12 protein-coding genes are annotated in these 14,224 nt (G+C 62.3%); 10 read left to right on the forward strand and 2 right to left on the reverse strand.

Translation table 11 applies throughout. From position 1 onward, the window contains the following. The first annotated feature begins 7 nt into the window (after positions 1–7). Positions 8–1,063 carry an ACR3 family arsenite efflux transporter gene (arsB, locus tag OCA5_RS02410; RefSeq protein WP_012561212.1) on the forward strand — a complete coding sequence of 352 codons (1,056 nt, stop codon included), beginning with the start codon at positions 8–10 and terminating at the stop codon, positions 1,061–1,063. Next, positions 1,060–1,779, forward strand: coding sequence for an arsenical resistance protein ArsH (arsH, locus tag OCA5_RS02415; RefSeq protein WP_012561211.1), 720 nt, complete (start codon positions 1,060–1,062; stop codon positions 1,777–1,779). Before arsB ends, arsH begins: the two co-directional genes overlap by 4 nt. A 79-nt stretch (positions 1,780–1,858) precedes the next feature. On the opposite strand, the gene OCA5_RS19360 is transcribed toward arsH, so the two are convergent. Continuing rightward, positions 1,859–2,170, reverse strand: coding sequence for a hypothetical protein (locus OCA5_RS19360; RefSeq protein ID WP_041559534.1), 312 nt, complete (start codon positions 2,168–2,170; stop codon positions 1,859–1,861). Between the two features lie 226 nt (positions 2,171–2,396). Here OCA5_RS19360 and OCA5_RS02425 point away from each other — a divergent pair, with 226 nt between their 5' ends. The 5 genes from OCA5_RS02425 to OCA5_RS19420 all read left to right on the forward strand — a co-directional run bounded on the left by OCA5_RS02425 (position 2,397) and on the right by OCA5_RS19420 (position 8,326). Further along, positions 2,397–2,804 (forward strand): FixH family protein, encoded by a 408-nt coding sequence (locus tag OCA5_RS02425; RefSeq protein WP_013912794.1) that lies wholly within the window; start codon positions 2,397–2,399, stop codon positions 2,802–2,804. Continuing rightward, complete coding sequence (locus OCA5_RS02430) at positions 2,801–4,222, forward strand: efflux RND transporter periplasmic adaptor subunit (protein ID WP_012561209.1); 1,422 nt, start codon at positions 2,801–2,803, stop codon at positions 4,220–4,222. The genes OCA5_RS02425 and OCA5_RS02430 overlap by 4 nt, the downstream gene beginning before the upstream one ends. Beyond that, positions 4,219–7,395: an efflux RND transporter permease subunit gene (locus OCA5_RS02435; RefSeq protein ID WP_012561208.1), complete on the forward strand. Its 3,177-nt coding sequence runs from the start codon at positions 4,219–4,221 to the stop codon at positions 7,393–7,395. The genes OCA5_RS02430 and OCA5_RS02435 overlap by 4 nt, the downstream gene beginning before the upstream one ends. Positions 7,396–7,591: 196 nt before the next feature. After that, the gene (locus OCA5_RS02440) at positions 7,592–8,080 is read left to right on the forward strand and encodes a DUF411 domain-containing protein (protein ID WP_013912795.1); all 489 of its coding nucleotides are present in this window, start codon (positions 7,592–7,594) and stop codon (positions 8,078–8,080) included. 27 nt (positions 8,081–8,107) lie between these two features. After that, a complete protein-coding gene (locus OCA5_RS19420; protein WP_081434660.1) occupies positions 8,108–8,326 on the forward strand; it encodes a GDCCVxC domain-containing (seleno)protein in 219 nt (72 codons plus the stop codon). Between the two features lie 8 nt (positions 8,327–8,334). Here the strand turns inward: OCA5_RS19420 and OCA5_RS02445 are convergent, their stop codons facing one another. Continuing rightward, on the reverse strand, positions 8,335–8,754 hold the full coding sequence (locus OCA5_RS02445; RefSeq protein ID WP_012561204.1) for a MerR family transcriptional regulator: 420 nt from the start codon (positions 8,752–8,754) through the stop codon (positions 8,335–8,337). A gap of 66 nt (positions 8,755–8,820) precedes the next feature. On the opposite strand from OCA5_RS02445, the gene OCA5_RS02450 reads away from it, so the two are divergent. The 3 genes from OCA5_RS02450 to OCA5_RS02460 all read left to right on the forward strand — a co-directional run bounded on the left by OCA5_RS02450 (position 8,821) and on the right by OCA5_RS02460 (position 14,126). Next, on the forward strand, positions 8,821–10,959 hold the full coding sequence (locus tag OCA5_RS02450) for a heavy metal translocating P-type ATPase (RefSeq protein ID WP_012561203.1): 2,139 nt from the start codon (positions 8,821–8,823) through the stop codon (positions 10,957–10,959). A 433-nt stretch (positions 10,960–11,392) separates the two neighbouring features. Further along, positions 11,393–13,486 carry a ParB/RepB/Spo0J family partition protein gene (locus OCA5_RS02455; protein ID WP_012561202.1) on the forward strand — a complete coding sequence of 698 codons (2,094 nt, stop codon included), beginning with the start codon at positions 11,393–11,395 and terminating at the stop codon, positions 13,484–13,486. Positions 13,487–13,700: 214 nt separating this feature from the next. Then, positions 13,701–14,126, forward strand: coding sequence for a hypothetical protein (locus tag OCA5_RS02460; RefSeq protein WP_012561201.1), 426 nt, complete (start codon positions 13,701–13,703; stop codon positions 14,124–14,126). Positions 14,127–14,224: the final 98 nt, after the last annotated feature.

The following is a 14,224-nucleotide window of genomic DNA, read 5'->3' on the forward strand; positions in this document are numbered from 1 at the left end:
GAAAACCATGTCCACCTTCGAACGCTATCTCACCCTCTGGGTCGCGCTTTGCATCGTCGTCGGCATCGCGCTCGGCCATGTCATGCCGGGCGTGTTTCACGCGATCGGCGCAGCGGAAATCGCCAAGGTCAACCTGCCGGTGGCGGTGCTGATCTGGCTCATGGTCATTCCGATGCTCCTGAAGATCGACTTCGCCGCGCTCGGCGAGGTCGGCCGTCACTGGCGCGGCATCGGCGTGACGCTGTTCGTCAATTGGGCGGTGAAGCCGTTCTCCATGGCTCTGCTCGGTTGGCTCCTTATCGGCTGGCTGTTCCGGCCGCTGCTGCCCGCCGAACAGATAGACAGCTATATCGCCGGTCTCATCATCCTCGCCGCCACGCCTTGCACGGCAATGGTGTTCGTCTGGTCGAATCTCACGAAGGGCGAGCCGCATTTCACGTTGAGTCAGGTGGCGCTCAACGACGCGATCATGGTTATCGCCTTCGCCCCTATCGTCGGGTTGCTGCTCGGCTTGTCAGCGATCACCGTGCCGTGGGGCACGCTGATCCTGTCGGTCGTGCTCTACATCGTCATCCCGGTAATCGTCGCGCAGATCGTGCGCCGCAGCCTTCTGGCGAATGGCGGGCAAGCAGCACTCGACCGGCTGCTTGCGAAGCTCGGGCCGGTCTCGCTGGTGGCGCTGCTGGCGACGCTGGTGCTGCTGTTCGGCTTCCAGGGCGAGCAGATCATCGCGCAGCCGATGGTGATCGTGCTGCTCGCCGTGCCGATCCTGATCCAGGTCTATTTCAATTCCGGGCTCGCCTACCTGCTCAATCGGATCTCAGGTGAGCAACATTGTGTCGCTGGCCCCTCGGCTCTGATTGGTGCGTCCAATTTCTTCGAGCTGGCTGTTGCGGCTGCCATCAGTCTGTTCGGCTTTCACTCCGGCGCGGCGCTCGCGACCGTTGTCGGGGTGCTGATCGAAGTGCCGGTTATGCTCTCCGTCGTCTGGATCGTGAACCGCTCCAAGGGTTGGTACGAGCGCGACAGTAAGGGCGCGGCTATCGTGGAGGCCAACCATTGACCTTGCTAGACCTCTCTAATGTCGATGCGGATTGCATCGCTGTGCCACATATTGATCGACTGCGGGCAACACCTTCGACCCATCCGCCTCGCATTCTGTTGCTTTACGGTTCGCTTCGCGAGCGGTCATACAGCCGCTTTCTGACCCAAGAGGCGGAGCGCCTGCTGAAGCACTTCGGCGCGGAGACCCGCATCTTCGATCCGCATGATTTGCCGTTACCTGATGGAGCGGCAATCGATCACCCGAAGGTGCGAGAGCTGCGAGAGCTATCGCTCTGGTCGGAGGGCCAGGTCTGGACAAGCCCGGAGCGGCACGGCGCCATGAGCGCGGTGATGAAGGCGCAAATCGACTGGATTCCTCTGTCGGTCGGCGCCCTCCGGCCGACGCAAGGGCGAACGCTTGCCGTCATGCAGGTGTCAGGCGGCTCGCAGAGCTTCAACGCGGTCAACCAGATGCGCGTGCTCGGCCGATGGATGCGGATGGTGACGATCCCCAACCAGTCGTCCGTCGCAAAAGCGTTTCACGAGTTTGACGAAGCAGGCCGGATGAAATCCTCGTCCTATTATGACCGCGTGGTCGATGTGATGGAGGAACTGGTCAAGTTCACGCTGCTGACGCGCGATGTGTCGGCTTATCTCACCGACCGTTACTTCGAGCGCAAGGAAAGTGGAGAAGCTCCGATGCGGCGGATGAACCTGTCGGCGGTGTCCTCTTGAGATGGAATGCAACGACTTGAAATGAGCCAAAAAGCCACCCGACACGGGATCTGTCGTTCCGCGACTCTTCACGAAAGGGTCATTTCCCCCACCTTCCCAGAACGCGAAGCCTGTGCCATTTTCCGATCATGAGGGTAGGCATCTGGCTCCGCAGGTTGCTCCCGATCCTTGCGATCGTGGGGCTTATTGCCGGACCGTTCACCGCATCGGTGAGCGGAGCTATGGTGGCGGCCGCCTCTGATATGTCCATGGCATCAATGCCGGACGATATGCCCTGCTGCCCGCATGAGAAGCCGGCTGTCCCGGATTGCCAGAAGTCCTGCCCGTTGATGGCGACCTGTATGGCCAAGTGCTTCTCAGTCACGCCGACGCTTTCGAGCCTTGCCTTCATTTTTTGGGATCAAAGCGATTCCCTTTCTCCAGGCAACGACGTCGTGCGCGATGCGCTCGCTGTAGAACCTCCAGCTCGACCTCCAAGAGCCTAGAACATCGCCGGCACTTCGGTGCCGGTTCGCGCCGCCCCAGCGTGTGCTCGGGCGGTCGAAAGCGCGTGGCCTAGGCCGCGCAACGCCTGGCCATGCGCACGGCGGCTCCGATGAAACTGGGAACATCAAACTATGACAACCGCTCTTATGAAGCACGCCGTTACGGCGGCGCTTGCGGCCGCGCTTTCTGTGACGGCCTTCTCGGCAGCTAAAGCCGATATCACGGACTATGAGTTTCGACTCGTTCAAACTGAGGTCAAGCACGGCAAGGGCGCCATCGTCGCCGTCCGGCTCGTCGAAAAACGATCCGGCAAGGCGGTTCCGGACGCGGTCATCTTCGCGACGCGGATCGACATGGCGCCTGATGGCATGGAGACGATGGCGGCGCCGATCGAGGCTTTGCCATCGACCGAGCCGGGTGTCTATCGCTTCAAGACCAACCTGACGATGGCTGGTGGCTGGCGGCTTTCGCTGGGCGCCAAGATCCAGGGTGAGACCGGGACGATCGAGAACAAACTGGTCCTGAAAGCGACACCATGAAACGGCTCGCTCTCATGGGCCTCGGCCTCGCCGCCATTTTGGCGGCGGGGGTCGGAGGCTATTGGGCGGGTGTTCGGGGTCTTCCGCTCACCGGCCTTACAAAATGGTTTTATGTCGAGGCAACCTTGGCGGCGTCGAAGCCACTCGGCACGGGAGCGGCGATTTACTATCAGGATCCTGACGGTAAGCCAGCTTACTCGGCAATACCTCGCCAAACCGCGGACGGCCGTGCTTTCCGCGCCGTTCGCGCCAGCGAGGATGTGACTTTCGAAGACAAGTTGCCGACACCAGCCGAGCCGGCGGGGCAGACTGGCACGCAGCGCATTCTCTACTACCGCAACCCGATGGGGCTGCCTGACACCTCGCCTGTGCCAAAGAAAGACTCGATGGGGATGGACTATATCCCCGTCTACGAGGGAGAGGACGACGGCAGCTCAGTCGTGCAGGTGTCGCTCGGCAAATTGCAGCGAACTGGTGTGCGATCCGAGTTGGTCAAGCGGCGGACCGTCGGCAGACTTGTTCGAGTACCGGGAACCATTCAGCTCGACGAGCGGCGAGTCTCGGTGGTCGCAACCCGGAGCGATGCCTTCGTCAACGAGGTGGCGAACGTCACGACGGGAGACCGGGTCACGAAAGGCCAGATACTGGTCCGACTCTACTCACCTGACATCGCTGCCGCGGGTGCGCTGTTTCTCAGTGATCTCAATAGTGGCGGTCGCGACAGCGCCATCGGCGGTGCTCGCCAGCGCCTGGAAAATCTGGGAGTGCCACCCGAGGCCATCGCCGAGATCGAGCGTACCCGCAAGGTTCCGCTATCGATCACTTGGCGCGCTCCGCGCGACGGCGTCGTGCTTGAACGCAATGTCGTTGAAGGCATGAAGGTGGCGCCGGGCGATGTGCTGTTCCGCCTCACGGATATTTCGACTGTCTGGGTGTTGGCGGATGTGCCGGAGTTCGATCTTGCGGCCGTTCGGATTGGAGCGCCGGTAACGATACGAATCCGAAGCCTACCGGGTCGCACCTTCGAGGGACGTGTGTCTCTGATCTATCCGCAGGTTAGTGAAGCGACGCGAGCTACGCGGGTACGGATCGAAATTGCCAATCCCAGCGGGGTTTTGCTCTCCAATATGTATGCCGAAGTGGAGATCGGCACCGGCAATGCCGTGCCTGTGGTTGCCGTTCCGGACAGCGCGGTGATCGACACCGGCACACGACAGGTCGTGATCATAGATCGTGGAGAGGGCCGCTTCGAACCGCGCGACGTGAAGATCGGCTTGCGTGGCGAAGGGTTCACCGAAATCCGTGAGGGGATTGCGGAGGGCGATCGTGTCGTTGTCGCGGCGAACTTCCTGATCGACGCCGAGAGCAATTTAAAGGCGGCGCTCCGCGACCTGACACCGCCGGAGGCCCGGCCATGATCGCCCGACTCATTGGCTGGTCGGCCCGCAATCTTGTGCTCGTGTTCGTCGGAACGATCTTCGCCGTTGCCGCCGGACTCTATGCGCTGAAGACCCTGCCGCTCGATGCCATTCCGGACCTTTCCGACGTGCAGGTCATCGTCTACACTGAGTATTCGGGCCAGGCGCCGCAGGTGGTCGAGGACCAGGTCACCTATCCGCTGACGACCTCGATGCTGACGGTGCCGAAATCAAAAGTCGTGCGCGGTTTCTCCTTCTTCGGCGTCTCCTTCGTCTATGTGATCTTCGAGGATGGCACCGATCCCTATTGGGCACGAAGCCGCGTACTTGAATATCTCAACGCTGCTGCCCAGCGGTTGCCGCCGGGCGTGACGCCAACCCTCGGACCGGATGCGACCGGCGTCGGCTGGGTCTACCAATATGCCGTCGTCGCCAAGGAGATGACGCTCGCCGAGTTGCGTTCGCTGCAGGACTGGGTCATCCGCTTCGGCGCCTCGAAGGCAGAGGGTGTCGCGGAAGTCGCCAGCGTCGGTGGCTTCGTGAAGCAGTACTCAATCGTGGTCGATCCGAACCGGCTGCGGGCGTTGGGTATCTCGCTCGACCGGGTGCGAGACGCCGTCAAGGCCAGCAACGCCGATGTCGGCGGCCGCACCGTCGAACTTTCCGAGTTCGAGTTTATGGTACGTGGTCGCGGCTATATCCGAAGCGTCGCCGACATCGAGAATGTGGTGCTGAAAACCGACCGCGGCGTGTCGCTGCGCGTGAGAGATGTTGCTCGCGTCGAGATCGTCCCAGACGAACGGCGTGGTATCACCGAACTCAATGGCGAAGGCGAGGTCGCAAGCGGCATCGTTTTGCAACGCTTCGGCGCCAACGCGCTGACCGTGATCGAGAACGTCAAGGCGCGACTTGCAGAGATTGCGTCGAGCTTGCCCAAGGGCGCCGAGATCGTACCGGTCTACGACCGTTCCGAATTGATCGGCCGGGCGATCAAAACCCTGAAAAGCACGCTGATCGAAGAGAGCATCATCGTCGCGCTGGTGTGCGTGGTGTTTCTCCTGCATTTGCGCAGCGCGCTGGTCGCGATCCTGATGCTGCCGGTCGGCATCCTCATCGCCTTCGCGGCGATGAAGGCGTTCGGGCTTGGTTCCAACATCATGAGCCTCGGCGGCATCGCCATCGCCGTTGGCGCCATGATCGACGCCGCCATCGTGATGATCGAAAATGCTCACAAGCATTTGGAGCGCGCACCGCCCGACAAGCCGCGCGTCGAAATTCTGATCGAAGCAGCGAGCCAGGTTGGTCCGGCGCTGTTCTTCAGCCTGCTCGTTATCACCGTCTCCTTCCTGCCGATCTTCACACTAGAGTCGCAAGAGGGCCGGATGTTTGGTCCGCTCGCCTTCACAAAGACCTTCGCGATGGCAGCCGCGGCATTGCTGTCGGTGACGCTGGTGCCGGCACTCATGGTGGTTTTCGTGCGCGGTCGGATCATCCCGGAGCACCGCAATCCGATCAATCGCTTCCTGATCTGGGTCTATCGCCCGATCATCCGCGGCGTGCTGAAGGCGAAGACTCTCACCATCCTCGTCGCACTTATTGCCCTCGGCGTGACTGTCTGGCCGGCACGCCAACTCGGTTCGGAGTTCATGCCAAGCCTCGACGAGGGGACGCTGATGTACATGCCGACGACCTTGCCGGGACTCTCTGTGACCAAGGCGGCTGAGCTTCTGCAAGTGCAGGACCGAATCATCAAGAGCTTCCCGGAGGTGGCTTCGGTCTATGGTAAGGCGGGGCGTGCGCTCACCGCCACCGATCCGGCGCCGATGGAGATGTTCGAGACAATCATCAATCTGAAGCCGAAGAGCGAATGGCGGCCCGGTGTCACCATCGACAGCCTGAAGACCGAAATGGATAGCGCATTGCAATTTCCTGGCGTCTCCAATGCCTGGACCATGCCGATCCGCGCTCGCATCGACATGCTTGCGACCGGCATTCGCACGCCCGTCGGTGTCAAAGTGTTCGGAACGGACCTCGCTCAGATGGAGCAGACGGCTCGTGAGATCGAGCGGGTGCTGAGATCAGTGCCGGGCACATCAAGCGCCTATGCAGAGCGGGTCATCGGCGGCTACTACCTCGACATTGTACCGGATCGCGACGCGCTCGGTCGCTACGGCTTAGCCATCGGCGACGTCCAGGCCGTAATCGCAAGCGCGCTCGGGGCCGAGACGGTGACCACTACCGTCGAGGGCCGCGAACGCTATGCCGTCACCATCCGCTATCCGCGCGCTTTCAGGAGTGATCCGCAGTCGATCGCTCGCGACGTGCAAGTACCGCTGCCGGGAGGCGGAACGGTGCCGCTCGGCGAAGTCGCCAATGTCGAACTCACGCGCGGCGCTACTTCGATCCGCACCGAGAACGGCCAGCTCGCGGTCTATGTCTTCGTCGATATTACGGGCCGCGATCTCGGCGGCTATGTCGCCGCGGCACAGCAAGCGGTGGCGAACGAAGTCAAGCTGCCACCCGGCACCTATGTCTCGTGGAGCGGCCAATTTGAGTATCTGCAACGCGCCGAGGCGCGAGTGAAGATCGTCGTGCCGGTGACGCTGCTCGTCATCTTCCTGCTGCTCTACCTCAACTTCCGGGCGTTGACCGAGACACTCATTGTCATGCTGTCGCTGCCGTTCGCCTTGGTCGGTGGTATCTGGCTGATGTGGTGGCTCGGTTTCAACATGTCGGTCGCCGTGGCAGTGGGCTTCATCGCGCTTGCCGGCGTCGCCGCCGAGACCGGCGTCGTCATGCTGATCTATCTCGAACAGGCAATGGCGGAATTGAGGGCCGAGCGGGAGGCGGAAGGACGGTCCTTTACCCGAACAGATCTCTATGAAGCGATCATGCTCGGCGCCGTCGAGCGCGTGCGGCCGAAGATGATGACCGTCATCGCCATCACAGCCGGCCTCGTTCCGATCCTGTGGAGCACCGGAACCGGTTCGGAAGTGATGCAGCGCATCGCAGTGCCGATGATCGGCGGCATGGTCTCCTCGACCGTACTCACGCTGGTCGTAATCCCAGCCGTCTATGGGTTGATTAAGGGATGGCGGCTGCCGCGAAGCATCTCCTCCGAGGAGACAGCGATCGAACAAGGGCTAGCTGGCCTCAAGGCAGCCGCCGAATGAGAGGAGATTCCAATGATGCACGACATGATGGGAGCCATGGGATGGGGCATGGGTCTCGCCGGCGTGATCGGCCTCGTTGTTCTGGTGCTGATGATCGCTGCTCTCGTGAAATACGTCTTCTTCCGGTGAGGTGCGTTAGGCACAACTTCGATTGGAGGCCGGACGCGAGGAAGCAGCCAACGAAAGGAGAAACACCATGACAACGAAGCTGTTCGCAACGCGGCGGGCGCTGATGATTGGCGCCATACAGGCAACAGCCACGCTCATGCTACCGCGACGTTCATGGGCTGAGACACTGCCCAAGATGACCGTGACCCGCGATCCGAACTGCGGCTGTTGTGGCGGTTGGGTTACTCATGTGAAGGCAGCCGGATTTCCGGTCGAGGTGATCGAGGCGGCAGACCTCGCGCCGCTCAAGGCCAGGCTCGGCGTACCCGATGCCCTGATCTCCTGCCATACAGCAGAAATCGACAGCTATGTCGTCGAGGGGCATGTTCCGGCCAATGCGATCAAGCGGCTGTTCGTGGAGCGTCCGCGAGCGACGGGCTTGGCCGTTGCCGGCATGCCCATCGGTTCTCCGGGCATGGAGGTTTCAGGGACGCTGCCTGAGACTTACGAGGTGGTTCTGTTCGGACAGGGACAACAGCGCGTGTTCGCGCGCTATCGCGGATCACAGGCTCTCTAATCTCAAGGCACCAATGGAGGGAAGCCCATGGCTATCCTGGAGGCGACCATCACTTGCCCGCAATGCGGCACAACATCGAAGGAGACAATGCCAACAAATGCCTGCCAGTATTTCTACGAATGTCGGTCGTGTGGGGTCGTGTTGAAGCCCAAGCCCGGAGATTGTTGCGTCTACTGCTCTTACGCAGACGTATCTTGCCCGCCGATTCAAGAAAATCAGTCCGACTGCTGCGGGACCAGATCCTAAGTCTTGTCTTATGAAGCGGCTGGGGCCGTCGGCGATAGCGCCTCGATGATCCGGCAGTCGGCAACCGTGCCGCAGCGACACTGATCGATCATGCTGTCGAGTTCGCGACGCAGCGCGCGCAAGTCGGCAATCTTTCGATCAACCTCGGCTCGGTGCTCTTTGGCGATTGCATCGACGGCGTCGCAAGATCGATCGCGCTGGTCGGCCAGGCCGAGCAATGCGCGCACCTGGTCGAGCGAAAACCCAAGATCTCGCGAACGCCGGATGAAGCTCAGCCGATTGAGGTGCTCTGGACCATAGGCCCGGTAGTTTCCCGGCGTCCGGCGCGGCGCGGCAAGCAGTCCAATCCGCTCGTAATAGCGGATCGTCTCGACCTTGGTGTCCGTCTTTCGCCCCAACTCGCCGATGGCGAGAAAATCGCCTGTCATCGTCTTGACCCTATAGTTACTACAGGGTCCATATGGGTGGTCATGTCGAACTTGTCGAGGTGACCCATGGCAACCGCGAGTCCGTTGAAGCTGCGTATCGAAGGGATGGATTGCGGTGCCTGCGCCGCGAAAATCGAGAACGCGATGAAGCGGCTGCCGGGTGTCAGCGATATCGACGTCAACTACAGCCTGCAGTCGCTCTCCTTGGCGGTCGACGAAGACCGCACATCCCGCGGCACAATCGAGGCCAAGATCAGGGCGCTCGGCTATGCACCTGTGGATCCGTCCGAGCAGGTCATGTCGGCGGGTCATCGTGATGGGGATCGCGATACGGCGGAAGGTACGTGGTGGTCATCGTCGAAAGGACGGCTGGTCATCGGCACCGGGGCCTTGTTGCTGCTCGCTTTCGCGGTGTCGTATGTCGAGCCGGCCTGGTCGAACTGGGCCTACATCGCCGCCACTCTGGTCAGTCTAATTCCGATCGGCCGGCGTGCGCTCACCGGCGCCTTATCGGGCACGCCATTCAGCATCGAGATGCTGATGTCGATCGCCGCAGTCGGCGCCGTCGCTATCGGCGAGGCAGAAGAGGCCGCCGTCGTCGTGTTCCTCTTCGCGGTCGGCGAACTGCTGGAAGGCGTCGCTGCCGGGCGGGCACGCGCCGGCATCAAAGCGTTGATCGATCTCGTACCGCGAACTGCGCGCCGCCAGATCGGCTCCAACGTGGAAACGATACCAGTCGAAGATCTGGCCATCGGCGATACCGTGGTTGTCCGGCCGGGCGACCGAGTACCTTCCGACGGGACCGTGATCGAGGGCGTATCCGAGGTCAACGAGGCGCCGGTGACCGGCGAATCTGTCCCGGTCGGCAAGGAACCCGGATCGACGGTCTATGCCGGCAGCATCAACGCCAATGGCGAGTTGCGTGTCGAGATCACCCGGACGGCCGCCGATAACACAATTGCCCGGATCGTCCATATGGTCGAGGAAGCGCAGGGCTCGAAGGCGCCGACGGCTCGTTTCATAGACCGCTTCAGTCGCTGGTACACGCCGGCCGCCATGGCCGTGTCGGCGCTCGTCGTCCTCGTTCCGCCGCTGCTGTTCGGCGCCGACTGGTTCACCTGGATCTATCGTGGGCTGGCGGTGCTGCTGATCGCGTGTCCCTGTGCTCTGGTGATATCCACCCCGGCTGCGATCGCTTCAGGGTTGGCCAGTGGCGCACGACGCGGTCTCCTCATCAAAGGGGGCGCGGCACTGGAAACGCTCGGCAAGGTCAAAGCCGTTGCCTTCGACAAGACCGGCACGCTGACCATGGGTCACCCGCAAGTCACCGATGTTGTCGTGGTCGAAGGCACGGAAGCCGATATCCTGGCGAAGTCCGCTGCCGTCGAACGTGGCTCCAGCCATCCGCTGGGAGCGGCGATTGTCGCCGAGGCCGAAAGGCGCGGTCTCGATATCCCCAAAGCCTTCGGCGGCGGGATCGCGACGCCCGGCAAAGCAGTAACGGCGCGACTCAAATCTGGTTTCGTCTCGGTCGGATCGCCACGCCACGCCAGCGAACAAGGCGAGGTGCCCGAGGAAGTCAGGAAACAGATCGAGGAGCTCGAAAGCCAAGGCAAGACCGTGGTTGTGGTCAGCGAGGGTAAGCAACTTGTCGGACTGATCGCGCTGCGTGACGAGCCGCGTCCGGATGCTGCTGACGGCCTTGCGAAGCTCCGCACTCTTGGCATACGCGCCGTCATGCTGACCGGCGACAATGCCCGCACGGCGACTGCGATCGGCGGCGCACTCGGACTTGATATCAGGGCCGAACTGCTGCCGGACGCCAAGCTCGACGCGATCTCAGCTTATAAGAGCGAAGGCCCTATCGCCATGGTCGGCGACGGCATCAACGATGCGCCCGCGCTTGCCGCGTCCTCGGTGGGCATCGCGATGGGAGGCGGCACGGACGTGGCATTGGAGACTGCGGACGCGGCGCTTCTGAAAAACCGTGTCACCGGCGTTGCCGAATTGATCGCGCTATCGCGCGCGACGCTCGCCAATATCTGGCAGAACATCACGCTCGCGCTCAGCCTGAAGGGCATTTTTCTCGTCACCACGCTTTTCGGCGCAACACCGCTCTGGATGGCGATCCTAGCCGACACTGGTGCGACCGTTTTGGTAACTGCAAACGCCTTACGGCTGCTGCGCTTTGAGTTCAAAGCGTGAGCAGGACCATGGTACACTTGACTTTATTGCCGAGCGCTAGTGCTGGTTTATCCACGGCGACGCGCACGGCCGCGCAATATATACTTGGAACAGCTACGGCGATCAGGATGCCAGGATTTCAACTCCTCCGGCTTCACACATCCTGATCCGGTCTTCCACCCGGCCACCGCTCCGCTCAAGCCGGGTCGATGCTTGGGGGCGCTGCCCCCTGGCGCGGCGCAAGGGATCGCTGACGCTCGACCGGGACGGTCTCCCCGACCTTCCGCGCGGTTGCGTGTTTCTCATTCTCGCCGACAGCTTCAATCCGCTTGTGCAGGCCGGGTGATCCCCCTCCGTCCCGGCCGCCCTTGCACCTTGCCCCCCCCGGTCTCGCCGACGGGCAGGGTTGCAGCGCAGCGCTGCGCTTCAACCCAAGCCCATTAGGAGAAAGATCATGACGACCAATGCGAAGACCGCGACCGTTCCCGAAAATGGCGAAACGGTTTTCATCCCGCTCAACAAGCTCAAGAAGCACCCAAAGAACGCCCGCAAGACCCCGCACAGCGAGGCGTCAATCGAGGCGAAGGCGGCGAGCATCGCCGCCAAGGGCATCCTGCAAAATCTTGTCGTAGAGCCGGAGCTTGACGGTGAAGGCGAGCCGACCGGCTGCTATCTGGTCAGCATCGGTGAAGGCCGCAGGCTGGCGCAGATGCTGCGCGTGAAGCGCAAGAAGATCAAGAAGACGGAGCCGATCCGCTGCGTCATCGACACGGCGAACGATGCCGCCGAGATCAGCCTTGATGAGAACGTGACGCGCGAGAACCTTCACCCCGCTGACGAGTTCGAGCGCTTCCGCGAGCTTGCGGAAAATCGCGGATGGGGTGCGGAGGAAATCGCCGCCCGGTTCGGCGTGACCGCCCATGTGGTGAAGCAGCGCCTTCGCCTCGGCGCTGTCAGCCCCAAGCTGATGCAGGTCTATCGTGACGGCGAACTGACCCTCGACCAATTGATGGCCTTCGCCATCACCGAGGATCACGCGCGGCAGGAGCAGGTTTACGCGAACCTGTCGTGGAACCGTGACGCTTCCACCATCCGGCGCGATCTGACCAAGGCCAACGTGGCGGCAACGGATCGGCGCGCGATCTTTGTTGGCGCACAAGCCTACACCGAGGCAGGCGGCAATATCATCCGCGACCTGTTCACGGAAGATCGCGGCGGTTTCTACGAGGATGCCGCATTGCTGGACCGGCTTGTCATCGACAAGCTGGAAAAGGTCGCCGCCGAGATTCAGCAGGCTGAGGGCTGGAAGTGGGTTTCGGCCTATATCGACTGGCCCCATGCCCACGGAATGCGCCGCGCCTATCCGCATCCGGTAGAGCTTTCCGAGGGAGACGCCGCCGCTTACGACGCCGCGCAGGACGAGCTTGAGCGCCTGTCGGCGGAATGGGAGGACGCGGACGTTGACCTTCCCGACGAGGTGGACCAGCGTTTCGCGGAGCTTGAAGCCGAGATCGAGCGCATCAACGCAAAGCGTCGTGCCTACGATCCCGACGAGGTTGCGCGCGGTGGCGTGTTCGTTGTGCTGTCCCATGACGGGGAAGTGCGCATCGAGCGCGGTTTCATCCGGGCCGAGGACGAGGCCCCCGAACCGGAGGAAGCCGAGGACGGAGAAACTGTCATCGACGGCGTTCGCGTCAACGGCGATGGCGAAGTCATGGAGGATGGCGACGAGAGCGACGACGATGTTTCCGTGCTCGAACGTGAGGACGAGGAAGCGGAGGAAGACGGCAAGCCGCTGTCGGACTCGCTCATCCGCGACCTGACCGCGCATCGCACCCTTGCCCTGCGTCTCGCCCTTGGCGAGCAGCCGGACATGGCCTTGATCGCCGTCACCCATGCGCTCGCTTCGCAGACCTTCTATCGCGGCGGCGGCGAAGCCCATTGCCTCGAAATCCGTCCCATCAGCGCCAGCCTTGGCGGACATGCGGACGGCATCGAAGACACGGCGGAAGCGAAGGCGCTGGCGGATCGTCACGCGGGATGGGCGGCGGACATACCGCGCGACGTGGCTGACTTGTGGGGCTTCATCGCCGGGCTGGACCATGCGAGCGTCATGGCGCTGTTTGCGCATTGCGCCTCGCAGACCGTCAATGCTCTCAAACTGCCGTGGGAGCAGAACAAGCGCCATGCCCACGCAACCGTCGACAAGCTGGCGACGGCGGTTGCGCTCGACATGACGGCGCACTGGACGCCCACCGTGCGGGCTTTTCTCGGGCGCGTCACGAAAGCCCAAATCCTTGCCGCCGTGTGCGAGGCCGTTGACGACGAGGCCGCCGAGCGGATCGCGGACAAGAAGAAGCAGGAAATGGCGGAAGCTGCCGAGCAACTTCTGGCCGGGACCGGCTGGCTCCCGCCGTTGCTGCGCACCGAGCGGCCCGCATGGCTGATCGAGGCGCAGCCGGAAATTCCCGCCATGACCGAAGATATGACGAAGGCCGACAGCGCCGAAGCCGTGGCGGATGAGCCTTTCGCGGTCGCGGCGGAATGACCGGCGAGCCGGGATCGCACCAGCGATCCCGGCTTCTCTTTCCGAAAAAATCGCGGCCGCGCGGCTTCACCGCGCGGCCGGAACCTCGACTGGTCAACAGGTCAGGAACCATGTCGATGATCGACAACGTGGCACTGGAAGCCCATTATCGGCACATCGCATCGGGGCAAGGGAGACAGCGGCGAACGGCCATCAGCCGTCAAGGAGCAGGATCATGGTCACGGTGATGTTGATGAGTGTGGTGTTGATCGCAGGACTATGCGTCCTGGCCTACACGCTCGCCGTCTATGCGCTGCCGTTCATGCTCGGATTGACCGCCGCGCAATTCGCCTACCAGACCGGCTCCGGTTTGATCGGCGCAGGGCTTGTCGGCCTTGTCGCCGCTGGCGCTGCGTTCGGTATTCTGGCGCTTCTGTTCGACTCGCTGCGCTCCCCGATCCTGCGCCTGATCGTGGCGCTGGTGTTCGCCGCGCCTGCCGCCATCGCCGGATATGCACTGGTCCATGGCGTCACCAAGGAATCCGTGCCGTCCGAAATCTGGCGGCAAATCTTCTGCATCGTCGGCGGCGGCTTCGTCGGCATTTCCGCCTTGGTGCGGCTGGCAGCACCTTTGCCGGGCGGCGCTGCGCCTGTTCGATAGTGCTGGGCGTGGAAAAACAGCGGGGCGCGGATTAATCCGCCCGCGATATTCACAACGGTTATGGTGCGTATAACTCAAGAGTGGATGGACATAGTACG

This window comes from Afipia carboxidovorans OM5 (assembly GCF_000218565.1).
In the GTDB taxonomy this organism is placed as follows: domain Bacteria; phylum Pseudomonadota; class Alphaproteobacteria; order Rhizobiales; family Xanthobacteraceae; genus Afipia; species Afipia carboxidovorans.